General features: G+C 61.8%; 23 protein-coding genes and 1 pseudogene. 12 read left to right on the forward strand and 12 right to left on the reverse strand.

Features of this window, described 5'->3' with window-relative positions; all coding sequences use genetic code 11:
- The first annotated feature begins 489 nt into the window (after window positions 1–489).
- Window positions 490–588: a C2H2-type zinc finger protein gene (locus E2484_RS25020; RefSeq protein ID WP_170977344.1), complete on the forward strand. Its 99-nt coding sequence runs from the start codon at window positions 490–492 to the stop codon at window positions 586–588.
- Between the two features lie 85 nt (window positions 589–673).
- Here E2484_RS25020 and E2484_RS26080 read toward each other — a convergent pair.
- Window positions 674–769: pseudogene (locus E2484_RS26080) on the reverse strand (winged helix-turn-helix transcriptional regulator); the annotation flags it as partial.
- A 305-nt stretch (window positions 770–1074) separates the two neighbouring features.
- On the opposite strand from E2484_RS26080, the gene E2484_RS13350 reads away from it, so the two are divergent.
- The 5 genes from E2484_RS13350 (at window position 1075) to E2484_RS13370 (ending at window position 5574) form a co-directional block, all read left to right on the forward strand.
- The gene (locus E2484_RS13350) at window positions 1075–2238 is read left to right on the forward strand and encodes a YeeE/YedE family protein (protein ID WP_137285696.1); all 1164 of its coding nucleotides are present in this window, start codon (window positions 1075–1077) and stop codon (window positions 2236–2238) included.
- 42 nt (window positions 2239–2280) lie between these two features.
- The gene (locus E2484_RS13355; protein WP_137285697.1) at window positions 2281–2580 is read left to right on the forward strand and encodes a sulfurtransferase TusA family protein; all 300 of its coding nucleotides are present in this window, start codon (window positions 2281–2283) and stop codon (window positions 2578–2580) included.
- Complete coding sequence (locus E2484_RS13360; RefSeq protein ID WP_137285698.1) at window positions 2577–2909, forward strand: rhodanese-like domain-containing protein; 333 nt, start codon at window positions 2577–2579, stop codon at window positions 2907–2909. The genes E2484_RS13355 and E2484_RS13360 overlap by 4 nt, the downstream gene beginning before the upstream one ends.
- A 193-nt stretch (window positions 2910–3102) precedes the next feature.
- Window positions 3103–3945 carry an alpha/beta fold hydrolase gene (locus tag E2484_RS13365; RefSeq protein WP_137285945.1) on the forward strand — a complete coding sequence of 281 codons (843 nt, stop codon included), beginning with the start codon at window positions 3103–3105 and terminating at the stop codon, window positions 3943–3945.
- A 195-nt stretch (window positions 3946–4140) separates the two neighbouring features.
- The gene (locus tag E2484_RS13370; RefSeq protein ID WP_137285699.1) at window positions 4141–5574 is read left to right on the forward strand and encodes a dihydrolipoyl dehydrogenase; all 1434 of its coding nucleotides are present in this window, start codon (window positions 4141–4143) and stop codon (window positions 5572–5574) included.
- Between the two features lie 197 nt (window positions 5575–5771).
- Here E2484_RS13370 and E2484_RS13375 read toward each other — a convergent pair whose 3' ends face one another.
- Entirely contained in the window at window positions 5772–6164 is a 393-nt protein-coding gene (locus E2484_RS13375; protein WP_137285700.1) for a cupin domain-containing protein, read from the reverse strand.
- A gap of 206 nt (window positions 6165–6370) precedes the next feature.
- On the opposite strand from E2484_RS13375, the gene E2484_RS13380 reads away from it, so the two are divergent.
- Window positions 6371–8146 carry a hydantoinase B/oxoprolinase family protein gene (locus tag E2484_RS13380; RefSeq protein ID WP_137285701.1) on the forward strand — a complete coding sequence of 592 codons (1776 nt, stop codon included), beginning with the start codon at window positions 6371–6373 and terminating at the stop codon, window positions 8144–8146.
- Complete coding sequence (locus tag E2484_RS13385; RefSeq protein ID WP_137285702.1) at window positions 8143–10167, forward strand: hydantoinase/oxoprolinase family protein; 2025 nt, start codon at window positions 8143–8145, stop codon at window positions 10165–10167. The genes E2484_RS13380 and E2484_RS13385 overlap by 4 nt, the downstream gene beginning before the upstream one ends.
- A 385-nt stretch (window positions 10168–10552) precedes the next feature.
- Here the strand turns inward: E2484_RS13385 and E2484_RS13390 are convergent, their stop codons facing one another.
- Complete coding sequence (locus tag E2484_RS13390) at window positions 10553–11776, reverse strand: MFS transporter (RefSeq protein WP_137285703.1); 1224 nt, start codon at window positions 11774–11776, stop codon at window positions 10553–10555.
- Window positions 11777–12091: 315 nt separating this feature from the next.
- On the opposite strand from E2484_RS13390, the gene E2484_RS13395 reads away from it, so the two are divergent.
- The 4 genes from E2484_RS13395 (at window position 12092) to E2484_RS13410 (ending at window position 16569) form a co-directional block, all read left to right on the forward strand.
- On the forward strand, window positions 12092–13405 hold the full coding sequence (locus E2484_RS13395) for an extracellular solute-binding protein (RefSeq protein WP_170977345.1): 1314 nt from the start codon (window positions 12092–12094) through the stop codon (window positions 13403–13405).
- Window positions 13406–13440: 35 nt separating this feature from the next.
- The gene (locus E2484_RS13400; protein WP_137285705.1) at window positions 13441–14406 is read left to right on the forward strand and encodes a carbohydrate ABC transporter permease; all 966 of its coding nucleotides are present in this window, start codon (window positions 13441–13443) and stop codon (window positions 14404–14406) included.
- On the forward strand, window positions 14403–15302 hold the full coding sequence (locus E2484_RS13405; protein ID WP_137285706.1) for a carbohydrate ABC transporter permease: 900 nt from the start codon (window positions 14403–14405) through the stop codon (window positions 15300–15302). The genes E2484_RS13400 and E2484_RS13405 overlap by 4 nt, the downstream gene beginning before the upstream one ends.
- Before the next feature lie 70 nt (window positions 15303–15372).
- Window positions 15373–16569: an ABC transporter ATP-binding protein gene (locus E2484_RS13410; RefSeq protein WP_170977346.1), complete on the forward strand. Its 1197-nt coding sequence runs from the start codon at window positions 15373–15375 to the stop codon at window positions 16567–16569.
- A gap of 24 nt (window positions 16570–16593) precedes the next feature.
- Here the strand turns inward: E2484_RS13410 and E2484_RS13415 are convergent, their stop codons facing one another.
- The 9 genes from E2484_RS13415 to E2484_RS13455 form a co-directional block, all read right to left on the reverse strand.
- Window positions 16594–16851: an OB-fold domain-containing protein gene (locus E2484_RS13415; protein ID WP_137285708.1), complete on the reverse strand. Its 258-nt coding sequence runs from the start codon at window positions 16849–16851 to the stop codon at window positions 16594–16596.
- A gap of 107 nt (window positions 16852–16958) precedes the next feature.
- Entirely contained in the window at window positions 16959–18101 is a 1143-nt protein-coding gene (locus E2484_RS13420) for a thiolase C-terminal domain-containing protein (RefSeq protein WP_137285709.1), read from the reverse strand.
- 30 nt (window positions 18102–18131) lie between these two features.
- Window positions 18132–19121 (reverse strand): NADPH:quinone reductase, encoded by a 990-nt coding sequence (locus E2484_RS13425; RefSeq protein WP_137285710.1) that lies wholly within the window; start codon window positions 19119–19121, stop codon window positions 18132–18134.
- Complete coding sequence (locus tag E2484_RS13430; protein WP_137285711.1) at window positions 19121–19564, reverse strand: cupin domain-containing protein; 444 nt, start codon at window positions 19562–19564, stop codon at window positions 19121–19123. Before E2484_RS13430 ends, E2484_RS13425 begins: the two co-directional genes overlap by 1 nt.
- A gap of 427 nt (window positions 19565–19991) precedes the next feature.
- Window positions 19992–21152 (reverse strand): MFS transporter, encoded by a 1161-nt coding sequence (locus E2484_RS13435; protein ID WP_137285712.1) that lies wholly within the window; start codon window positions 21150–21152, stop codon window positions 19992–19994.
- 9 nt (window positions 21153–21161) lie between these two features.
- A complete protein-coding gene (locus E2484_RS13440) occupies window positions 21162–21881 on the reverse strand; it encodes an ABC transporter ATP-binding protein (protein ID WP_137285713.1) in 720 nt (239 codons plus the stop codon).
- Between the two features lie 6 nt (window positions 21882–21887).
- Complete coding sequence (locus E2484_RS13445; protein ID WP_137285714.1) at window positions 21888–22658, reverse strand: ABC transporter ATP-binding protein; 771 nt, start codon at window positions 22656–22658, stop codon at window positions 21888–21890.
- Window positions 22655–23662: a branched-chain amino acid ABC transporter permease gene (locus tag E2484_RS13450; RefSeq protein WP_137285715.1), complete on the reverse strand. Its 1008-nt coding sequence runs from the start codon at window positions 23660–23662 to the stop codon at window positions 22655–22657. The genes E2484_RS13445 and E2484_RS13450 overlap by 4 nt, the downstream gene beginning before the upstream one ends.
- On the reverse strand, window positions 23659–24561 hold the full coding sequence (locus E2484_RS13455) for a branched-chain amino acid ABC transporter permease (RefSeq protein ID WP_137285716.1): 903 nt from the start codon (window positions 24559–24561) through the stop codon (window positions 23659–23661). The genes E2484_RS13450 and E2484_RS13455 overlap by 4 nt, the downstream gene beginning before the upstream one ends.
- Between the last annotated feature and the right edge of the window lie 64 nt (window positions 24562–24625).

The following is a 24625-nucleotide window of genomic DNA, read 5'->3' on the forward strand; positions in this document are numbered from 1 at the left end:
CGATGACGTTCTCCGTTTCCATCCTGCAAGGCCACTACCTATATGTTAGATAATATTTATGGGTAACTATGAGTGATTTAGTAATCGAACGTAATCAGTAGGATTACTACCGAATCAGACGATGCGTCCGAAGTCCACGTTCCGCACCTCGGCGTCGATACCGAACTCGCCGGAGCGCCGTATCTGTTCGACGTTGTCGGCTCGATGGAGTAGCGTCTTCGACGGACCGCAGCCGCGAGTCAGACATGCCCCACCAACGGGTCTTTCTCGACGAGGCTCACGTCCAGTCCGCGACGCGACGCGGCCGCGGCGAGGTTGTTCCCCGCCCCCCACCGATAACTACTAAGTCGTGGTCAGTCATAAACTCCCCAACGCGGTACAGGAGACTCCCATAAAAAACGTAACGCGGTCGTTCGAAACGTTTGCATTCACGCCGTATAGACCGTCTGCCACCACTTTTAATAAATAATGTGTGGTATGTGAACACGTATGGCAGACGAGTACGAGTGCGACATGTGCGGTGCAACGTTCGTCGATCAAGAGGAACTCGAAGAACACGCGCGCGAGGAACACGGCAAGGAGATGTGAGGCGGACAAATACTGCGATGGAGATTGCGTCCCGTGCATGGATAGAATCGAGAGACGACCAACGGTTCTTTCGGTAGAAAATAGTCCCGGAGTGCGCATCCTTGAGTTCGCTGAACCGACACGGACTGTTGAGTAGCAGTCGATGAATGATAACGGGATGCCATTTACGCCCGATCAGCATCGCCGTACGGCTTTAGCCGTGGGAGGATGTCAGCAACAGTCGGGTGCTAGGTATAATTCTGTTCGCCAACAGACGGAAGAAGACGAAAGAAGTGTTTTCGACAGAGCGTAGCACGACCGCCCCTCTATTGGCAAATATTGTTGTTACCTGTGTCGCTACTGGATGAATGCTTAACCTGTAGTGCCCGAAAATCCGGAATAACACGCTGTTGTCCGGAACCTCGATACCATACGAACGTCATAGCCGTCGGTAGAAACAGGATTTAGAGTGAGTGACTAAAGGACGAAGTGCTTCTATCGAAGCGAATGGTGTCCCAATTATTAATCGCAGCCGTCGTCGGCATCGGCCTCGGGATATTTCTCCAGAAAGGCCGGTTCTGCTTCGTTCACGCGTTCCGCGACCTGTTCGCGTTCAAGGATTCGCGCGTGACGAAAGGCGTCCTCGCCGCGACGACGCTCACGATGCTGTTCTGGAGCATCGCGTACGAACTAGGTTATTACCAGGGTTTCTGGACCCCCGGCTGGGGTCTGACCGGCCTCGTCGGCGGCTTCGTCTTCGGCATCGGGATGACGTACGCCGGCGGATGCGCCAGCGGTACGCTCTATCGGGCCGGACAGGGGTATCTACACTTCTGGCTCACTCTGTTCGCCATGGGCGTCGGATACGTCGTCTTCACGCTACTGTTCCCGACGCTTCAGACCGTGTACTTCGAGCCGCTGACGTTCGGTGAGGGTGTATCGCTGTTCACCGTCTCACCGGTTCCGGCGCCGGTGCTCGCGCTACTCGTCACCGTCGGCGTCGTCTTCGTGTATGCGACGGTCGTCGGCCGCGAGCGACAGCGCGGCGCGGCCGACCAAGCCGTCGCCGCCGACGGCGGGCAACGGGCGTCCGCGCCGGTCGCGGGCTTCCAGTCGCTCGTCAGCGGGACCAAGCAGTACCTCCGCGGCTTCACGGAGATCGACGATTGGGTCGCCGCGTCAAAGCGACCCTGGAACCCGATTACCGCCGCCCTCGGCATCACCGTCATCGCCGTCCTGTGGTTCACCCAGGTCTCCATCGTCGGTGTCACAGGCCCCGAAGCCCGGTGGACGGGGTACCTGCTCCAAAAGGCCGGCATGGACAGCGGTTCGTACACCTACTGGGGGTCGGTGCTGTTCAAGGGCGAGGGCGTACGGCTCACCGTCGACATGGTGATGATCACGGCAGTCATCGTCGGCGCGTTCGTCGCCGCCTTCTGGAGCGGCGACTTCTCGATTCGCGTCCCCAAGCGCAAGCGAATCCCCAACGCCGTCGGCGGTGGGTTCCTGATGGGTGCCGGTTCACGCCTCGCCCCGGGTTGTAACATCGGAAACATCTACTCGGGACTCGCCGAACTGTCGGTCCACTCGTTCATCGCGACCGTCGGCATCGTCGCCGGCGTGTACGTCATGACCCACTGGATCTACCGAGACGTCGGCTGTGCCGTGTAACGTATCGCAAGATAACTAACAAACCGAGAATTCACAACAATCATGAGCGGACCATCACTAGACGACGTGACTGACAGCCCGGACGAACTGGACGACGAAACGGCGACGCAACTGGTCGAAGACGCTGCAGAGGTACAGGACATGACCGGCGAGGTCTGTCCGTATCCCCAGGTCGAGGCGAAGAAGGCGGTTCAACAGTTGGACGAGGGCGAGTTGCTCGTGCAGGAGACCGACCACGTCCCGTCGACCGAGAACGTTCCGCGAGCGGTCGGCGACGCGGCCGAGGCGAAGGTGTGGCGCAGCGGAAACGGTCTCTATCGAATCTACCTCTGGAAGCAATGACCGTCGCAGAGACCGACCCCGACGACGTCGACCCCGAGACTGCCGACGTTATCGACATCAGGGACGCGGACGACTTCGAGGAAGGACACATACCCGGTGCGGAGAACATCCCGTTAGACGACCTCGAAGACGTCGTCGACGAGCGGGACTGGAGCGACGAGGTCGTCGTCGCCTGTTACGTCGGACAGACGTCCCAACAGGCGGCGCGTCTCATCGACGCCTACGCCGACGACGCGACGGTCACGAGTATGGAGGGCGGCTACGAAAGCTGGGACGGCCCGCTCTATCGGCCGGACGGTCGTTCGCAGTCGCTCGCGGACGACGATTGAGCCGTCGAGGAACCCTTAACTCCCGTTCTGTATCCGAGGCTCCACTTCTTCGGAATTCGAGACGGTACCAGGTTAGTCGCGAGAGGGTTCTTACCGGAGAAATATTCGATTAAAACGGAGTCAGTGAGAGGCGACGGCCGTAGCCAGTAGGTGTTTGCCGGTGCGACCACGAGACACAATGGGGGACACAAGAGTGAACTACGACGAGTGGTCCGCGGCACAAGAGGCTGAAACGGTATCGGTCGATGGACACGATCTTGACGTCGCCTACTACGACGAAGGATCGGGAGACCCCGTACTGTTTCTGCACGGCATTCCGACGAACTCGTTCTTGTGGCGAGACGTGAGTCAACCGATCACCGAAGAGCGTCGGGCGATCGTACCGGATATGATCGGCTACGGGAACTCGTCGATGTACGACGGCTTCGATCGGTCGATCCGCGCGCAGGAAGTAATGATCGACGAGCTGATTCACGCACTCGATTTAGACACGGTGTCGCTTGTCGGCCACGACCTCGGTGGCGGTGTCTTGCTTCGATACGCCGTACATAACCCGGATGCCGTCGATCGACTCGTGCTGTCGAACTCCGTCGCCTACGACTCGTGGCCCATTCCGCTTATCACGGACCTCGGTCTTCCGGATACGGTGGAAGAGACGAGCGTCGAGGAGTTGCAGCAGATGCTCGACGATACGTTCACGGAAACACTGTCTCGCGACGAGCCCCGAGAGGGGTTCTTGGAAGGGATGACGACGCCGTGGCGGTCCGAGGAGGGCCTCGTTTCGCTCGTCCGGAACGCTATCGCGACGAACACGAACCACACCACGGAAATCGAACCCGAGGCGGTAACCGCTGAGACGCTCCTGCTGTGGGGTGTCGACGACGAGTTCCAGTCGATCGAGTACGCCGAACGCCTCCGAGACGATATTGGGGACGCGGAACTAACCGGACTGGACGACGCCACACACTGGGTGATGGAGGACCGTCCGGAGGCGTACCGGGAAGAACTGAGTTCGTTCCTCCTCGATACCGAGTGAGACGCCACGGGATAGATTACTGTACTACCAAGATAGAACAACACCGGACGTTTGCTGTCTCGACGATTGCCTGTACTCGCGCGGCAGGGCATCTTTGGACCGGATGCATTCTTTTGGACGCTGTTTTTCAGTACGTACCGGCGAGGACGGGCGCGGCGATAGCTTTCATCACTCACGCGCGCCTGATTGGAGAACATGGAGGAGTTCGACTTTCTCGTCATCGGGTCGGGGTCCGGCCTGGACGTGGCGAACGTGGCGGCGAATCGGGGCCAGTCCGTGGCCGTCGTGGAAAAGGGACGACTCGGCGGGACGTGTCTGAACCGCGGTTGCATCCCGTCGAAGATGCTGTTATACCACGCAGACATCGTCGAAACGGTCGAGCGCGCCGAGGAGTTCGATATCTCGGCGGAAGTGACTGACGTCGCGTTCGCCGACATCGTCCGGAAGGTCAACGAGGACGTTCACGGTGACGCGGCGTCCATCCGCAACGGGTTGGAGTCGTCGCCCCAACACGAACTGTTCGACGGCGAGGCGCGCTTCGTGGACGAGCGGACGGTCGAGGTCGCGGGCGGTGAGGACGACGGTGCTCGCCTCCGAGCGGACACGGTTCTCATCGCCGCCGGGTCCCGGCCGTGGACCGCGCCCATCGAGGGTATCGAGGACGTCGACTACCTCACCAGCAAGCAGGCGCTCCAACTGGAGGAGCCGCCGGACCACCTGGTCATCGTCGGCGGGGGATACATCGCGGCGGAACTGGGCCACTTCTTCGGGACGTTCGGAAGTGACGTGACCATCATCGGCCGACGGCCCCACTTGCTCCCGTCCGCCGACGAGGAGGTCGCGGAGGCGTTCACCGAGCGCTACGCCGAGCGGTTCGACGTGTACACCGGCTACGAAGCGGTCACCGCGTCCGAGTCTGGCGGAGGATTCACCGTGGACGCGCGAACGTATCCGCCGGACGAACAGGGCGGGGACCCCGGCGACTCCGTGAGCGTCACCGGAGACGAACTGCTGGTCGCGACGGGACGGACGCCGAACTCAGACACGCTGAACTTGGAGGCCGCAGGGGTGGAAACCGACGCCGACGGGTTCGTCGAGACCGACGAGTTCCTTCGGACGACCGCCGACGGCGTGTGGGCGCTCGGGGACATCGTCGGCGAGTACCTCCTGAAACACAACGCCAACCACGAGGCCCAGACCGTCGCGCGGAACGTCTTCGGTGACGAAGTCCGACCGATAGACTACACCGCGATTCCGTTCGCGGTGTTCGGGTCGCCCGAGGTCGCGGGGGTCGGCGCGCACGAGGAAGCGTTGCGGACGGCCGACCGCGAGTACGCGACGAACACCTACCGCTACGAGGACACCGCCCGCGGCGACGCGATGCACGCCGAGGGGTTCGTGAAGGTGCTCATCGATTTGGAGGGCGAGATTCTGGGGTGTCACATCGTCGGTCCGGACGCCTCGACGCTGATTCAGGAGGTCGTAGTGGCGATGAAAGCCGGGTCGGGGACCGTGCAGGACATCCGGGAATCGGTCCACGTCCACCCCGCGCTCCCGGAAGTCGTCCAGCGGGCGTTCACCGGACAGTTCTCGCGCGGGGGAAGTAGTCAGCATCACCATCACCATTAGCGACCCGCCGGGATAGACCACCCGTCTCGACGATTCTACATCTAGGTCGGCGACTGCCGGTTCGGAGACACGGACGGTCAGAAGCAAGAACTAACGTCTCTGTCGAAACCCTTCGGTACTGACGGTAGTCGAGACGAGAATGCGTGGTGCGAATTACGAGGGTGTTCCCAAGCCGAAGGGAAAACTATCGGTTTCACCTACGCCATCTCATCCAGTTTAGTCCGAATGTGGTCGAGGACTTCTCCGTGTTCGTGTTGGGGGCTGAAGAGGACGAAATCCGAATCTTCGTCTGCCCGGACGGTGTGTCCCGGCGGCCAATAGAACACATCTCCAGTCTTGTCTGCTTCTGTCGTGCCGTCCGCAAACGTGACCGTCAGTGCCCCTTCCATCAGGTAGCCCCAATGGGGAGATTGACACAGGTCGTCCTCTAACCCTTCTAACAAGGCCGTGATGTCCGTGCCCGCTGTGAGCGTGAAGCGTTCTGCACCAAGTGTGCCGTAGTCGGTTGCGTCGCCGAAGTCCGTCTGCTGGCGAGCCACCGCGTCCGGAGTGTCGATTCTGACCGGCAGTTCGTCTGTTGATTGTCGCATTTGGGTCTCCTACCGCAATCTGTAACGTCGACTCCCAAGACGATAACTATTATTAATAATTAATGGGTTCTCTCGTGCCATACTGAAGAGTGCCCAAAAGAATCGAGTCGAATCGCTAAACCTACGCTCTGCATTGCACACGGTCGGTCGTTCACGTCTAAAAGAGCGGGCCGTATCTTTATGACGTCGGATATGCTGGAGTGTGTATGGTTTCACCCGGGGACCTGGAGATATTCCGCCACTCCCTGAAGAGCGTCGTCGAGGAGATGGGGGTCACGCTCCAGCGGACGGCCTACTCGACGAACATCAAGATCCGGCGGGACCACACCTGTGCCATCTTCGATACCGACCTTCGGCACGTCGCCCAACACGACGTCGCTCCCCAGCACGTCGGGTCGATGGTCTCGGTCGTCCCGCGAAACGTCCGCGAGCGTGCAGGCGACCTCGAACCGGGGGACGGCATCCTCGTCAACGACCCCTACCAGGGGGCCGTACACCTCCCCGACGTGATGCTCATTTCACCGCTGAGCCGCGACGGTGAAATCGTCGGCTACGCGGCGAACTCCGCCCACCACGTGGATATCGGCGGGTCGACGCCGGGCGGCATCCCCAACGACAGCACCGAACTGTTCGCTGAGGGACTCATCATGCCCGGCGTCAAGGCCGTCCGCGACTGGGAATACGACGAGGAAATGCTGAGTCTGGTGACGCGCAACGTCCGTGGAGCGGACATGCGCGTGGGCGACTACCGCGCCCAACTCGCCGCTAACCACATCGGCGAGCGCCGCTACGCCGACCTGTTCGGCGAGTACGGCCAAGACACCGTCGTGACCTACCTCGACGAACTGCTGGACTACACAGAACGGCGGGTGCGCTCGGCCATCGAGGACCTCCCGGACGGCACCTACGAAGCCGAGGACCACATGGACGGCGACGGCGTCGTCGACGAGCCAGTCCTACTCCACCTGACTCTAACGGTCGACGGCGACGAGATGACCATCGACTTCACCGGGACGGCATCCCAGAACCGCGGCCCCCTGAACTGTACCCCGGCGATGGCGTTCGCGGGCGCGATGGCGGTCATCATGGCCCTGCTCGGCGAGGACCTGCCCAAGAACGACGGGTTCTACCGCCCGTTCGAGACCATCACCCCCGAGGGGACGATGGTCAATCCGACCGACAATCGTCCGGTCGCGGCCGGGTGGGAGATCGCGATGCGGACGGGCGATCTCGTCACCAAGGCGATGGCCGACGCCCTGCCCGACGAGACCATCGCGGCCACGAAGGGAATCGTCTGCAATCTGGCGTACGGCGGCCACGACCCACGGGACGACGAGCGGTACGTCTACTACGAGACGGTCGCGGGCGGCTACGGCGCTCGAAAGGAGAAAGACGGCATGGAGGCCGTCCAGACGCACTTCCAGAACACGGCCAACAGTCCCATCGAGGAGCTGGAGACGGAGGTCCCGCTGTACGTCCGCCGGTACGAACTCATCCAGGATTCAGCGGGTGCCGGTCGGACTCGCGGCGGCCTCGGCGTGCGCCGTGACATGGAGTTCTACGGCGAAGACGCGACGTTCTCGGCGCTGACCGATCGGGCGAAATCTGCACCCTGGGGGCTGTTCGGCGGCCACAGCGCACGACCCGCAAACTACGTCATCAACCCGGAGAGCGACGACCCCGTGCCAGTTAGTTCCAAGTCCACGACGACCCTCGGGCCGGGCGACGTCGCCAGCGTGCAGACTCCCGGCGGTGGCGGATACGGCGACCCGACCGAGCGCGACCCCCAGAAGGTCCTCGAAGACGTCGTGAACGGGAAGGTGGCCGTCGAAGCTGCCCGCGAGGAATACGGTGTCGTCGTCGACTTGGAGGCTCGCGAAGTCGACGAAGAGGCCACCCGCGAACGACGAGCAGAACTGGCCGGGAGCGACGCGACGGAGATGACCGAAGGCGACGCGACCGACGGGGGTGAGCGGCGATGAGTGTGCGCCTCGGCGTCGACACCGGCGGTACGTTCACCGACGTCGTCCTCTACGATACCGACACTGGAGCGGTCACCATCACGAAGACGCCCTCGACGCCGCCGGAGTTCGACCGTGGCGTGCTGACGGGTATCGACAAGATACTCGACCGGACGGAGACCGAAGGCGGGGCCGTCGAGTTCCTGAGCCACGGCACCACCGTCGGCACCAACGCGGTGCTGGAAGGCGAAATCCCCGACATCGGTCTCGTGACCAACGAAGGACTGCGTGACGTGCTCGAGATCGGTGACCAGACCAGGCCGGAACTGTACAACCTTCAGACCGAGAAACCGCCTGCGCTCGTCCCGCGGTACCTTCGACGCGAGGTCCCCGGCCGCATCGACTCCTCGGGTGAGGTCGTCGACTCGCTCGACGAAGAACGCGCACGGGAGGTCGCCGCTGACCTGTCCGACGAGGGCGTCGAGTCAGTCGTCGTCTCGATGCTGTTCTCCTACCTCGACGGCGAACACGAGGAGCGCGTCGGCGACATCCTCGCGGAGGCGGGACTCGACTACGCGCTCTCTTCGGCGGTCCATCCCGAGATTCGCGAGTACGACCGGACTATCACGACGGTCCTCAACGAGGCTATCAAGACGACCGTCGAGGAATATTTCAGCAAATTGGACGAGGGCATCGCGGAGCGAGACATCGACGCACCGCTGAACGTGATGCACTCGGGCGGCGGCGTCTTCTCGACGGAGCAGGCGACCGAGAACGCCATTCGGACGGTGCTATCGGGCCCGGCGGCAGGCGCTGTCGCCGCACGCGAGGTCGGTGCTGACGAGGGCTTCGAGAACGCCGTGGGGATGGACATGGGCGGTACCAGCGCAGACGTCAGTATCGTCCGCGACGGCGAACTCGTGCGCTCGACCGAGGGCGAGATCGACGACCTGCCGGTGAAAACGCCGATGATCGACGTCAACACGGTCGGCGCCGGTGGGGGAAGCATCGCCTGGATCGACGAAGGCGGCGGCCTGCGGGTCGGCCCCCGGAGCGCGGGCGCCGACCCCGGACCCGTATGCTACGACCGCGGCGGAACCGACCCGACGCTGACCGACGCCAATCTCCTGCTCGGCCGCATCAATCCCGACTACTTCCTTGACGGCGAGATGGACCTCGCCGTCGAACGAACCCGCGACCGGTTCGCCGAGGCCGTCGCCGAGCCGTTGGACCTCTCGGTCGAGGAGGCCGCACTCAGCGTCGCCGAGGTCGCCAACGCCAGCCTCGCGCGGGAGATTCGCCGCGTGACCGTCGAGCGGGGCAACGACCCTGGCGAGTTCGCCCTCGTCGCGTTCGGCGGAGCTGGCCCGCTCCAGGCGCCACGCGTCGCAAGGGAGATGGACATGAACTCCGTCGTCGTCCCGCGGAACCCCGGCGTGCTGTCCGCGCGCGGTCTCCTCGTGGCCGACGTCCGCATCGACGAGGCCCAGGCGTATGCCCGAGAGGCCCCAGACGCCGATGTCCTCGCGGACCACCTCGCTGATCTGGAGGCGGCCCTGCTGGAACGCGTCCGGGGGCAGGGACACGACGCGGACGACGCCGACGTCGAGCGAGCTGTCGACGCCCGCTACGCGGGGCAATCCTACGAACTCACCGTCGCCGTCCCGGACGGCGAGATCGACGCGTCGGCGCTGGAATCGATCGTCGAGTCGTTTCACGAGACCCATGCCAGCCGCTACGGACACGCGATGCGCGACGAACCCGTCGAGTTCGTCACCTTGCGCGCCAACGCGACGGTCCCGACTCCGGACCTCCGAGACGAAATCGCCGCCGACGAGGGCGACGCTCATCGGGGCGACCGGGAGGTGTACTTCCCGGACGCGGGGTACGTCGAGACCGACATCTACGACCGGACCGCGCTGTCGACAGGCGACGTCGTCGAGGGGCCGGCCGTCCTCGAGGAGAGCGGGTCTACCGCCGTTGTCCCGCCGGAGACAAGGGCCACTGTTACCGAGGCTGGTAGCCTCATCGTCGAACTGTAACTGCTATTGCAACTATTCATACATCATCGTGCTTGCATGGGAAGGAAAGGCCGGCTTTGTCGGAATCCTTCGTGGCTGACCGTCGTTGGGTGTTCAGTTCGTGATGTGAATCGACGTGTGGTGCGAATGTATCATGCGGTTCCGAACAGAAACAGGGTAACTTGTCGGTCGTCACGCTGGATACAATTCATCAGGCGGTTCTGGAAACTGGCGCTTCCGAAGATTGCGAAATGGAGGCCGCCGTCCGCAGTCGGAATACGTTCTCGGAGTCACTGTCCGGCGGTCGTCAATCTGTATATGAATAAAATGTTGACTGGCCCCTTGATACCGGAATAGAAAGAATCCTCCTTTGAGTTATCTCGACGAGTTCGAGACATCTTTTGTCTCACGGTACGAACTCTTTCGTTCTGAGAAGTACACTTAGAAGCGCCGCTACCGCCGCGAGGGTCGCCAGTCCGAGGAACAGTGTGTCGGTGCTGGCGTAGGTGAGGATTGTGCCGGCGGCGGCGGCCCCCATTGCACCGATACCAAACATTCCGAGGTACGTGAAACCGTAGGAAAGACCGTGTGTGTCGGACGCTACAGACTCGGCAATCTTCGTCTGATAGACCGGTGCGGCCACGTAAACGAAGAAGCCGAGCAGGGCGCACACCGTCAAAAGCGGGAGCGCGCCAGCCTCCGACGCGGGGACGAAGACACCCGCGGCAACGAGTAGTGCTCCAAACGTGACGATGAGAGCGTGTTCGGTCTCGACGCGGTCACTGATTTTCCCGCCGGTGTACTGGCCAAACACGCCTACGACCAGCAGGCCAGAGTAGATGTATCGACTCGGCGTGACCGTCCTACCGAAGAGGGTGAACGATTCGAAAATCACGAGATCGCCGAGAATCTCCGGGAGAAAGGTAAGCACGCCACGATAGTACAATCCGTATAGCAAAACGATAGCGAAGACTATGGCGAAACTACGGGTAAACAGAGACCTCGAATCGGTGAGAAACTCGCCGAGAGAACTGATACCACTGTCGTCCTCCGGGGACTGATTCGCATCGCTCTCGGTGACCTCCTCGAAGTCGAGGCCGAAGGCTACGAGCGTCCCAACTACTGCCGGAGCGACGAAGAGAACTGCGACGACCCGCCACTCAAAGAAAGCGAGTAGGAGCGCCGCCGTGAGTGGTCCCAGAACGGTACCGACGTTACCCGCGGCTCCGTGATAGGCCAACGCCGTTCCGCGATTCTCGGCTCCCCTGCTGAGTAGCGAAAGCCCGGCGGGGTGATATAGGCTCGCTCCGGCACCCCAGACCATCAACGCGAGCGTGAGGACTACGACGTTCGGTGCCAGACTTACGAGTACGAATCCTCCGCCCATCCCTGCCATCGAGACGAGAACGAGACTCTTCGACCCGTACGTGTCCGCGAGGACTCCACTCGGTAGCGCTCCGACTCCGATGAGTGCGTATCCGATGCCGACGACAACGCCCAGCGTTGCCTCCGAGGTGGGAAAGACGTCCAACCAGACCGTAACGAAGACTGGTATCGATAGTTCGTATACGTGGAACATCGCGTGGGCGAGCATGGTGAATCCCACGATGGGTCGGTCATCAGCGTTCATATTTGAGACGTCCGACGTGGCTTCGGCTCAGAGTTAAACGATACTTCGTTGAACAAAAGTATTCGGTGCCGTCACTCTGTTAGGTCTTCGACATCGAACTTCGGGTACGGCTTCGTCTGGATTTCAATATTCACGTGCTCAACTCCAATTTTGTCTCGACGCTACGTAGTCAATGGTAAAAAATTATAATAGGGCCTCGCATTTCCCCTAGTGTGTGTTACCATGGGGCAAACAAGACGACGCTTTTTGCGGCACACGGGTGCCGCAACGATGGGGGCCGGACTAGTCGGTAACGCGGGAGCGAAACTGCGTCGAGTGACGCACCGAACCACGGAAACCGGAGAGATATACGACATCGAAGGGCAGCAAGAGCAGGTCCACTTCCTCTCCGCGGAGAACAGTACGCCGTTCAAGGACTACTACAACAAGTGGGCTCAACGGTTCACGGACGAAACGGGCCACGGAGTCCGGCTTGAGTTCGTCGGCGTTGGATCGAGTCAATCCTCGCGGATTTCTCAACTGCTACAGGCCGGTAATCCGCCGGAGCTCACGACGACGGCACCCGAGAAGGGCGGCGGTCTCGCGCTTCAGGGGGTGTTGGCGGACCTGAGTGCCGAAGCGGATTGGATGCAGAACGAGTACGGCTACGAGTTCAACAACGACTTCCTCTTCCAACTGCAGGGCAACCAGTACGTCGTCCCGATCTGGGTCAACATGACGATGGACTGGTATCGAGTCTCCACGTGGGACGAACACGCGGGGATGACGCCCAGTGAGATAACGTGGGACGACTTCATGACGGCGCTCGAGCAGACCGATCAGAAGGAAGACCGTCGGGCACACGTCATTCCGGCTGGCGAGTCGCTGATGAGTACCGAGTTTTACATCGACTACATGTTCCAAAACGCCGGGCAGATCTTCCGGCGGAACGACCAGGGGAACATCGAAGTCGCGTTGGATCAGGGGGAGAATAGGCAAAAGACTCAGGAGGTGCTAGAGTACCTCGAAGAGGCGAACCAGTACTCCGTCGACGGACGGGGGTACGCCTACGACGAACAGATCGAGTCCTACTGGAGCGAGCAGGTGAGCGAGACCAAGTACTTCGGCGCGCGCCCGCTCCAGCAGGCGGTCGCGAACAACGAGACCGTGGCGGAGGACACCGGGCTGATGCACCCGCCGCACAACGAGGAAAAGACCCATCAGGCGTTCTCGGAGGGCTGGGTCATGTTCGAACCGTCCCAGAACAAGGAGGCCGCCCGGGAGTTCGTCCGGTTCATGTCGCGGCCGGAACCGCTGTTCGAGTTGCTCCACATCGCGCCGCTGCACAACCTGCCGCCGTTCCCGGAGGCTGTCCAGGACGAGCAGTTCCTCGACAACGAGTTCATCAACACGTGGGTGCGGCCGAACGACAACATCCGCATCGAAGACGTCGTCGAGATGGTCAACACGGCGAAGACGCTCGTCGGGGAGACGGATCCGAACAACGCTCTCGCGTCGCCGGTCTTCTCGGAGGGCGTGTTCGGCAATATGATCTTCAACTATCTGTACGGCGACATGGGTATCGACGAGGCAATCGACACTGCGGGACAGCAGACCCGTAACATCATCCAGAACTTCCAACAGGGATAGTTGGAAGTTCGTTTTCTTTCAGAGGAGGAAAAAACGTGAGCGTCACATCCAGAATTGTCGAAAATCTCGGCGTAGAGGATCAGTACAACACCGTTCGAGAACGAGCCCACGACCTGCTCGAAAACCAGACCGTGCTGGGATACGGGAGTCTCTTTCCGGTCATGGTGCTGTTCGTCTTCATCGCGGTTTTCCCCATCGCGTGGGCTCTGGCGGGGAGCCTCTTCTCGATTAACGCGTTCAATCCGGTCTGGGAGTGGACCGGTCTCTCGAACTACGTCCACATTTTCACCGCGGACGGGTTCTACTGGACTGCAGTCGTCAAGAGCGTTATCTTCGGATTCGGGTCGGTAGCGCTACAGATAGTCGTCGGCATTGCATTCGCGCTCATCCTCCGGCGGTCGTTCCGGTTCAACGCGTTCGTCCGCGCCGTTGTGTTGCTCCCGTACCTAGTGCCGGTCATCGTCGTCGGGTTGGTGTTCTCGTGGATGATGAACCCCAACTACGGCGTGCTGAACCTGTTGCCCCAGCAGCTCGGGATTTTCGACGAGCCGATCAACTACCTCGGAAACGCGGACATCGCGATGTACTCGCTCATCGTCGCCGCGAGCTGGAAGTGGTCTATCTTCGTCGTGATGATGACGCTCGCTCGGTTGGAAGCCATCCCGCAGGGCTACTACGACGCCGCGAGAGTCAACGGAGCGAACGCGTGGCAGCGATTCCGCGACATCACACTGCCGAACCTGAAAGGGATGATCATCCTCGTGGTCTTGCTACGGGGAATCTGGATGTTCAACAAGTTCGACATCATCTGGATCATGACCCGTGGTGGGCCGAGTTCTACGACCACGACGTTGCCGGTGTACGCGTACAAGGTCGCGTTCAATCAGTGGCAGCTCGGAGAGGCACTCGCAATCGCATCCACGCTCTTCTTCACCCTCGTGATCGGTGCTCTCGTCTACTTCGTCAAGTTCAACCCCGAACAGGAGGTGCGCGTCGAATGACCGACTACACCCAAAACAAGTCGCTACTCGAACGGGTGATCGACTACTACGTCCGGACGGTTCCACACGAGACCCAGCGCAAACTCTCGAAATGGGTCTTCCGGTTGCTCGTCGTCACGACGGTCGTCGTCGTTGGGTTCCCGACCTACGTCATGCTGAAGGCGTCGATTCAACCGGAACTGGAACTGTTCGCGAACACGTATCGGTTCATCCCACGTAATCCGACGTTCGAGAACTTCCTGCAGTTGTTCAACGAGACGATGTTCGTCCGGTTTTACTGGAACAGCATCGTCGCCGCCCTCGGGACGATGGTACTCAGCGTCGTCTCTAGCACGCTCGCTGGATACGCGTTGACCCGATTCTCCTTCCCGGGAAAAAAGCGGATGGCCCAGTCAGTGCTGTTCTCGTACATGTTCCCGCCGCTACTCATCGGTCTGCCGATGTTCATGATCTGGCGGGACCTGCAGCTGCTCAACAGCTATCCGGGTATCATCCTGGCCCACACGGCACACGCCCTGCCGTTCGACATCTGGCTCATGTGGAAGTTCTTCCAGACGGTGCCGATCAGCTACGAGGAAAGCGCGTGGATATATGGCGCGAGCAGGCTCCGTGCGCTGCGCGACGTCGCCATTCCGATGGCGTTGCCGGGCATTATCGCGGTGGCGATCTTCTCCTTTGCGATTTCGTGGAGCGACTTCACCTTTGCAAACCTCATCCTGACCGCGGAGCCGATGAAGACGCTCCCCATCGGGATGCTCGGATTCATCGAACAGCAGGCGGTCCACTGGGGATTGATAATGGGAGCGGCAGTGATGATGGCGTTGCCCGCCTTCCTGCTCGTCTACTTCCTGCAGAGTTACCTGCTCCGGGGATTCAGCGTTGGAGGGCTGGGATGACGCGTCATCGCCACACCGCTCGGTCCCCTGCGACCGTGCTGCAACGACTACGTCAACGAGGTGCATGTCAATGTCAGAGATAACGGTAGAGGACTTGCGGAAGGTGTACGACGTACCAGGCGGAAAAGAAGTCGCGGTCGACGATATCAACCTCACCGTGCCGGACACCGACTTCCTCACGCTATTGGGGCCGTCCGGGTGTGGGAAGACTACGACGCTTCGGTGTATTGCGGGCCTCGAGTCGCCCACGTCGGGGGAGGTGTACTACGACGACGACCGGATGACGGACATACTGGCCCAGGAACGCGATATCAGTATGGTGTTCCAGGAAATCGCGCTGTACCCGCACATGCGGTGCATCGACAACATCGCCTATCCGTTGAAAGTTCGGGGCGTTCCGAAGGGCGAGAGGTACGAGCGAGCCCGCGAGGTTGCGGCGATTCTCGAAGTCGAGGAACTTATCGAGAAGTACCCCGCCGAACTGTCGGGCGGCCAGCGCCAGCGCATCGCCATCGCCAGAGCAGTCGTCCGACAACCGCGCGCGTTCTTGATGGACGAACCCATGACGGGGCTCGACGAGAAGCTGAAGGTCCGGATGCGCAAGGAACTGAAGCGGGTCGTCGAGGAGACCGACCAAACCGTCGTGTACGTCACCCACAGTCAGGAGGAGGCGATGATGCTCTCGGACTGGATTGCCGTCATGAACGTCGGCGAGATTGAACAGCTTGGAACACCGAACGAGGTGTACGAACACCCCAACAACAAGTTCGTAGCGACGTTCGTCGGCATGCCGGAGATGAACGTCTGGCCAGCTGAGGTCGACCGCGACGTGGACGAGGAAGTGTGTCGAATCGAAATCGGCGACGACGTGATACGGCTTCCAATCCGAGACGAGGCGTCCCACTCCGAGCGAAAGGAGCGAACGAGTTGGGACCAGCGCTCCGACGAGGGAATCGAAGTGGGGTTCCGTCCGCAGGCGTTGGCACTCACCTCTCCAAAGGAGGGCGATTTCACGGCAATTCTAGACCTTGTCGAGCCAATGGGAGAAAATGACCTTTGCTATCTAGACACTGCTCTCGGCGAACTACGTGTGGTCGAAGACGATACCTCCCGGTTAGAGGAGAACACGAGGGTCGGCGTCCAGCTAAATCGAACTGCGGGATACGTCTTCGACCGACACGACGGTTCGACGGTCGCGCGAACGGGCGAATCACAGGTGTCCGCAGTCGGTGACGAGTCGACGGACAGAGCTAGGACCGACGATTAGCGCCGAGAGCGAACCACCACCCGCCTACTGCTCTCGGTCCTCGGTTGCGACGAGACGCGGTCCGCGGATGGATTCTCCCCCCTCACAGCGGAGAACGTGTTCGCCCGCGAACACCACGTGGTCGCCGACCGAGAGGTCGGAGTCGCCTAACTGTGCGATGGCCTGCACACCGGAGTCGAACCGCACGAAGCCGAGTTCGTTCGGTTCTCGAACGTCGTCCGGCGTCACGTGGACGATGGTCGTCGCAAGCAATACACCGGTACCTAACGAGTACGTCGTCACTGCCTCACTCCCACAGTTAGGACAGAACGGACACGTGTAATACCATTTTCTGTCACACGACTCACAGCGGAACGCTTCGCCGGGGTTCGCAGTCGCGCTCGTTCGGTTCATGTTTCGAGTACGGTACAGACGCTGTTGTTTCCGAACCCCGCAACGTTGACCGCCAGACCTCGACGGGCCCCATCGACGCGTCGTGATGGCGATACGTCGCCGCGGAGTTGCCAGACGAGTTCGACGAGCTGGGCGACGCCTGTCGCGCCGAGCGGATGGCCGCGAGCCTTGAGTCCACCACCGGGATTGACCGGGAGGGCTCCATCTACGGCCGTCTCGCCGTCGACCGTCGCTCGCCAGGCGGTCCCGTTGTCGTAGAAACCGAGTTCCTCGAGCTCCAACCATTCGAGGATGGTGAAGGCATCGTGGACGCAGGCGACGTCTATCGATTTCGGTCGGCATCCGGCGGCATCGAACGCGCGCTTGCCTGCTACCCGAACGCTCTCGACTTCGAGGGGGTCACGGCGTTCGGCCACCGCGTGAGTTCCAGTCGCGCTCGCCACCGCGGTGACGGCCACGTCACCGCAGTCCGAATCGAGCACCAGTGCCGCGGCACCGTTCGACATCGGACAGCAGTCGTACAGTCGGAGGGGAGAGGCGACGAGAGGTGAATCGAGCACGTCTTCGACGGCGACCGTTTCGCGGTACTGGGCGATCGAGTTCTCGACAGCGTTGCGGTGGTTCTTCACCGCGACGCGGGCGAGTGATTCCCTGTCCGCACCGTGTCGATTCAAATAAGCGTCTGCGGCCAGTCCGGCGAACGCCGGCAGCGTCAATCCCTGTTCGTACTCGCGCTCGTGGACCAGTCGGCTGATGGCGTCGGTCACTTCGGCGACACCCCTCGAAGTCATCTGCTCGACGCCGACGACCAGCGCCGTCTCGGACCGACCGCTCGATATCGATTCTACCCCGTGATGGACCGCGCTCGCCCCGCTCGCACTCGTGTTTTCGATACGAGTAGCCCGAATTGCCTCCAGTCCCAGTGCTGACGCGAGCGCGTTCGCGAGGCCCGCTCGACGGTTCGTCGACTCGGCGAGCATGTTTCCGACGTGTAGTGAATTCACTTCGTCACCGTCGATATCCGCGTCCGACAGCGCGTCAGTTGCTGCGGCGGCGGCGAGGTCGACGAGTGTCGAATCGGTTCCACCGGTAAATGGCGTGTTTCCGACGCCCGCAATCGTAACATCTCCCGTATTCATACGTAATTACTCACCGCTCGTTCGCCACGCTCACTCGAACGTAACCACCACGCAACCCCGAACCCCGGACTCCGAAAGCCGTCGATACGCCCCCACCGCCTCGTCCAGAGGGAACTGGCTGTCGATGCTGGGAATGAAGGTCCCCTCGGCCAGCAGCGGTGCGACCGAGGTTAACAACGACGCGTGGTCGTCGCGTGAAGCGGCTATCGACATGAATCGAACGTCGAGATCGGACTTTTTAGCAGACATCGACAGGCCGGGATCGATTTCGATAGGTCCCTCCTCGCCGAGGACGACGATTCGTCCGCCACGAGCGGCCGCTTCCACTTCGGGAATCAAGTTCGCGTCGGCATGGGTCTCCAACGCCACGTCGAGCCCGTCGCCTACCGCCGCACTGATTTCGTCGGCCAGTTCGTCACTCCGATAATCGACGACCGAATCTACACCCTGCTCGCGGACGAATTCGTCGGTACCCTCCTTCCGTGCCAGGCCGATGACCGTAGCTCCCGCCTCTGTGGCGACCTGTACGCCCGCGTGACCGACCCCGCCTGCAGCTCCCGCTATCAGACACGACTCGCCGAGCCGCAGTTCGCCTCGGGTTATCAATCCCCGCCATGCAGTTGCAAACGCCATTGCGGCCGCAGCGCCGTCGGTAAAAGACACCGATTCGGGAAGGGGTGCGAGTATGTCGACCGGTACTGGGACGTACTCGGCGAGGGATCCCTGATCGTGTATCCCGAGCGCAGTCGCATAGACCCAATCGCCGAGTTCGTACTTCGTCACGTCCTCCCCGACGTCGACCACGATACCCGCGAGGTCCGACCCGGCGATTGCCGGGAGTCCGTCCGCTGGCGTGCTGTCCCCCGCCATCACGTAGGTGTCGATAGGGTTGATTCCTGCGGCACGGGTCTCGACGAGTACCTCTTCCCGGTCCGGAGTCGGCTTTGGGACCTCTTCGACCGCCAGAACGTCTGGTTCGCCGTGCTCGTGATAGCGTGCGGCCCGCATGCGGTCTGGCATTAGTCCACCTCCGTACTCGGTTCTGTAGTTTCCCCGTTCGGATAGCGTTCCGCGAGGAGGTCTTCGTAGGACTCGACTTGGTGAACCGGGTACCGTCCTTCCGGTGGGCTTCCGACGCCGATCAGTTTGCAGGACTTCTCGAAGGGGTTGTGTAGGAGGTGCGGAACGCCGGGTTGGAAGTAGACCAGTTCGTCGGCGGTGAGGTCGAACGAATCGCCGTCGGTTTCGACTCGACATCGCTGTTCTACGACGTGGAACAGTTCGGCTTGCTCTTCGTGATAGTGATAGGCGTTCGCGGAGAGTCGCTCGCTTGGTTCCAGGACAGCGATGTTGTAGTTGTACGCATCGATATCGAGCTTCGGAGAAACTTCCCAACGCGTTCCCGGTTTCTCTCTATTCGAATCTGTGTCGTCGAGCGAGATTCTCCCCCACTCTTGTTCCATGTTACCTATGAGCACGACCCTGTCAATCAATGTTTCTAATCAAATGGTTTTCAGGACTGGGGGTGACGTTGCCGCCAGCGTAAAATCTGGTGAGTGCTCTATCGCCGGGAGTGAGTTGTCGAAATCCCTCCGGCTTCGGATGGTCGCCGAGCCGTAGGAGAATCCGTGAGTGAATCGCCTCGGAGTCAAGCCCCGAGGCACTCGGCCTGCTCCGTCAGTAGAGGTACAGTTTCGGCGTCTGCGTGGCCCAAAACACGATTCGAAAGTACACGTCCCCATCCCTTCTTGAAGGTCGGCCCTGTCTACCGCCTCTCGTCTATCGGTTACAGCCGTCAACACGCGAGGAACCGGGCGAGGCTAGCGCCGCCGCAACGGTAGCACTCTCCGACTTCCAACGTAAACAGTCGGCCCCACTCGACTCTCTTGACTAGACCCGTCGGAGCGCGAGTGCAGCGCCGACGGCGGCGCCGTTGGCTGCCGCCAGCAGGAGAAACGCGGCCCCGTAGCCGCCGGTCACTTCCCTGACCGCGCCCGTGACGGCCGGGAAGACGAGGGCGGCGAGGTTGCCGACCGCGAGGACGACGCCGAGGGCACCTCCCTCACCGGCATCCGCGTCGGCCGCCACGTTGTAGACCGCGCCGAAAGGGGCGGAGACGGCCACCATCGTCGCCATCGGAAGGGTGGCGACGAGCACCGGATGTCCGGCCACGGTCAGACCGAGGAAGCCGACGGCCCCTCCAGTAGCGGCCACGGCGATAGCGCGGGCGTCGTCCACCTCCCACCGCTCGGCGCCGATGCCGCCGCCCGCCCGTGCGACGCCCGCCAGCGCTAGGACGGTCGCGTTCAGCGATGCGAGAATTCCAATATCCTCGAAGTAAGCCGTGACGAACGTCGAGAGAGTTATGTAGGAGCTGAGTATCGTCACGTAGCAGATCGCCGCGAGTGCGACGGAGGGCTCCCGGAACAGGGTGCGGAGAGGCACCGCGCTATCGCCGTTCGTGACCGGTCTCGGAGCGAGCCGACCACTGGACGGTCCGCGCACGGACGAGGTGAGGGCGACGACCGCAGGTACCGCGAGAACCGTGCCGAGGGCGTGTACACCGAACCAGCCTGTCCGAGCGGTCACGGCCGGAACCGCGACGAACGCCGCTGCTCCCCCGAGGGTGAGTGCGCCGCCGTAGAGGCCCTGCATCCGCGTCGCCGTGCCACCCGAGTAGAGCCGAGCGACGTGGGTCGCTCCGGCGACGACCAGGAACCCGCCGACCAGTCCCCAGACGAACCGCAGCGCGAGCACCGCCTCGAACGTGGGTACGAGGTCCAACGCCACGGCGAAGAGTGCGTGGACGACGGTGCCGGCCAGCAGCGGCCGGGTCGTTCCGGATCCGTCGAGGAAGCGGCCAGCCGGAATCTGGACGACCCCGTACGCGAAGAGGATGGCGCTCATCAGCAGGCCTACGGAGACGAGGTCGGCGTCGAACCGCGCGACGATCAGCGACGGGACCGCGGCGTAGCCGAACGTGACCCATCCCACGCTGGCGGCGACGAGGTACGGAGCGTACCGGAGTCCCGCGGGAGTCGAGTCGCTCATGCGCGACCCTCAGTCGATTTCTTCTTTGAGGTAGGCCTCGCGAATCTCCGGCCGGTCGAGGATGGTGTCGGCCGGACCGTCGAACTTCGTCTGGCCGTTCTCGAGGACGTAGGCGTGGTCGGCGTACTGCAGTCCCGTCTTGATGTTCTGCTCGATCATCAGGACCGTCACGCCCAGGTCGTTGATCTGTCGGACCTTGGCGAACACGTCGTCGATGATCTTCGGCGCGAGTCCGGCGGTCGGTTCGTCGAGCAACAAGAGGTCCGGGTCGAGCATCAGTCCGCGGGCGAACTCGACCATCTGTTGCTGACCCCCGCTGAGGGTACTGGCCTTGTGGTCGCGCTTCTCTTCGAGGACCGGGAAGATGTCGTACATCTCGTCGAACTTCGCGTCCACGTCGAAATCGTCGTTTGCGGTGAACGCACCCATCTCTAAGTTCTCCTCGACGGTCATGTCCGGAAAGACGGCGTTGCGTTGGAGAATGTAGGCGATGCCGCGGTCGAGCAACTCCCGCTGGCTCAAGCCGACGATACTCTCACCGCGGAACTCGATCGATCCCTGAGAAGGCCGAAGCAGGCCGAACAGGGTCTTGAACAGCGTGCTTTTGCCCGCGCCGTTCGGTCCGATGATGCAGACGATCTGTCCCTCCGTTACCTCGAGGTCGACGCCTTGCAAGACCAGAAACTGGTCGTATCCCGCGTGTACGTCCCGAACTTCGAGTATCGGCATGGCGTATCACTCTCCGAAGTACGATTCGAGGACGGCATCGGTGCTCAGCACGGCCTCCGGAGGCCCGGACGTGAGATTCGATCCGTTCGCCAGCGCGTACACGTAGTCGCTCACCTTCCGGATGACGTCCATGTCGTGTTCGATGACGACGAACGTCCGTCCCTCTTCGTTGAGTTCGAGGATACTGTCGGTGATGTCGTCGACCAGGGCCGGATTTACCCCCGCAGTCGGTTCGTCTAACAGGACTACGTCGGGGTCCCGAACGAGGGTGCTTGCGATGTTCAGTAGCTTCTTCTGTCCGGTCGAGAGGTCGCCCGCCGGTTCGTCGATGAGGTGGTCGAGGTCGACGAAGTCGACGAGTTCCTCCACCCGTCGAACCGTCTCCTCGTCGCTTCCGGAGAGTACCGTCCCGACGAGGCTCTCGTCGTCGTGAGCCTGATTGACGAGTACGTTCTCGCGGACGGTCAGTTCCGGGAACACTCTGGCCATCTGGAACGTCCGCGAGACGCCCGAGCGGACGATCTGGGACGTGTACTCCCCGGTGATGTCGTCGCCGCGGATCCAGATGCGTCCCTCGTCGGTGCGATAGACGCCCATGATGCAGTTGAACAGGGTACTCTTGCCCGCGCCGTTCGGGCCGATGAGACCGACGATTTCTCCCTCCCTGACGTCGATATCCACGCCGTCGAGCGCGACGAGACCGCCGAAGGACTTGTGAACGTCTTCGACCTCCAGTACCGTCGGGGCCTCGGGGCGAACTCGTTGCGTCTCGCTCACTCGCCCCACCTCCCCGTGTACTCGTTGAGTAGTCCGCCCGGCCTGTAGATGGAGATGAGGAGCAACACGACGCCGAATATCACCCAGCCGAGGCCGGTGGCGTTCCCGCTGAGAGCCGTCCGGGTGTACTCGCGGACGGGGATGAAGACGAAGGCTCCGATGACCGGACCGAGGACCGTGCCGACGCCGCCGATGATCGCTACCATGATGATGTCGATGTTCCGGAGTACGCGCAGGGTGGCCAGCGGGTCGATGTAGAGGACGTACTGCACGTACAGCCCGCCGGCTAACCCCGTGATGAACGAACTCAGCCCCATCGCGTACATCTTGTACCAGAACGCTCGCAGACCGGCGTTCTCGGCGAGCTCCTGATCCATGTTGATGGCTTTCAGATAGATGCCGAGCCGCGAGTGGTCGAGGCGGTACATGAACAACGTCACGAGCAGCGCGAAACCGCCGGTGACGTAGTAGTAGGGCGCCTTGTCGCGGAACGTGAACGAGTAGACGGTGAACAGTTCGCCGAACGGGTACTCGATGCCGGTGGCACCGCCGATGAAATCCCATCGGAACGCCACGACCCGGGCGATGAGCGCCGCGGCGAGCGTGGCCATCGCGAAGTAGTGGTACCGTAGCGGGAAGGTGATCGCACCGATGAGTAGCCCGATTACTACTGCGACCAGCCCCCCGATGGGGATGCCTACGAACGGCGTAACGCCGTAGTCGACGAACAGGATAGCTGTCGTGTAGGCACCGGTGGCGAACATTACCGCGTGGCCGAGCGAAATCTGTCCCGCGTAGCCACCGAGGACGTTCCAGCCGTGGCCGAGGGCGATGAACAGGAAGACGAACACCATCGCGTTCAGGAAGAAGAAGTTCTCTGTCAACTGCGGGACGGCCGCGAGCAGGACGACGATTCCCGCCGCGGCGGCCCACCGCTGGCGGGACGAGAGCCCGGACCAATACTGGCGGAGCCGATCGCCGATACCGGGTAGTTCGATGCTCATCGGCGGGCCCTCCAGTTGAAGCCGCCTTCGGCGCGCCAGACGAGCGCCCCGATGAACACGAGGAACACGTACAGTTCCTTGAACGACGGGTTCAGGAGCGTGGCGCCGAGGTGCTCTACCAGCGAGATACCGAGGCCACCGACGACAGCGCCCATGACGCTCCCGAAGCCGCCCAACGCGACGGACGCGAACGCGATGAGCGTCCAGGTCGTCGGCGTCAGTTCCGGTTGCGTCGGGAAGAACGTCGCGACCATCGTCCCGGCGACGCCCACCGCCGCGATACCGATGCCCCACGTGATGGCGTTCACCCTGTCCGGGTCGATGCCGACGACGCGGGCCGCCTCCCAGTCCTGGGACGTCGCCCGGATGGCCTTGCCGGTCTTCGTGCGCTTCATGAACAAGAACAGCAAGGTCAACGTCACCACGCTCACCACCGCGGTCGCCGTCTCGGGGTGCGAGAGGACGATACCGCCGACTGTCGAGTGACCACTGAACACGAACTCCTCGACGGAGACGGTGTAGGGCCCGGCGAGGTACAGTGCTCCGAAGCGAATGATGAGGAGGATTCCGAACGTTGCGAAGATCTGTGCCAGCATCGGGGCGTCCATGACCCGCGCGATGACGAGGCGGTACGTGACGTACCCGGCGGCGAACAACAGTACGGCGTTGAGTGGTACGAGGAGGAGCGGATCTATGCCGAAGTCGTTCGCCCCGACGAGCGTCACGTACATCGCGACGAGCATGTACTCGCCGTGGGCGAAGTTGACGATGTCGACCACGCCCCAGATGAGCGCGAGTCCCGCGGCGACCAGCGCGTAAGCCATACCCATGAGCAGGCCGGTGATTACTGCCTGCGGGACTAACCCGAGTGCGTCCTGTATCAGGGGGTTTAGCACCATGTCACTGTATTACCTCCGTTCAGCGGTGCCATGTGTCTCAATTCACTCCTACCATGTTATTCTT

Origin of the sequence: Halorussus salinisoli (assembly GCA_005239435.1) — an archaeon.
GTDB lineage: Archaea > Halobacteriota > Halobacteria > Halobacteriales > Haladaptataceae > Halorussus > Halorussus salinisoli.